Genomic DNA, 271 nt, shown 5'->3' with positions numbered 1-271 from the left:
ATCCTGCTCGGCCTGATCCGCGAAGGCGAGGGCGTCGCCGCCCAGGTGCTGGTCAAGCTCGGTGCGGACCTCAACCGGGTGCGGCAGCAAGTGCTGCAGCTCCTGTCCAGTGCAGAAGTCGAGGAACCGGAGGAAACGACGACTCAAGCACAACCGGCCAATCCTGGCCTTTCCGCGACCTTGGACCAGTTCGGTCGGAATCTGACGCAGAGCGCTCGGGAGGGCAAGCTCGATCCGGTCATCGGCCGGGAGAAGGAAATCGAGCGGATCA

The 271-nt window shown here is 64.2% G+C and carries 1 protein-coding gene; it reads left to right on the top strand.

Annotated features, from left to right (window positions below; genetic code table 11):
* Positions 1-271, top strand: a 271-nt coding sequence (locus SREC43747_RS20095; RefSeq protein WP_037332908.1) for a Clp protease N-terminal domain-containing protein, incomplete at both ends; no start/stop codon positions are given.

Origin of the sequence: Saccharopolyspora rectivirgula DSM 43747 (genome assembly GCF_000497205.1) — a bacterium.
Classification (GTDB): Bacteria; Actinomycetota; Actinomycetes; order Mycobacteriales; family Pseudonocardiaceae; genus Saccharopolyspora; species Saccharopolyspora rectivirgula.
This window is presented reverse-complemented; position numbering and strand designations above follow the sequence as displayed.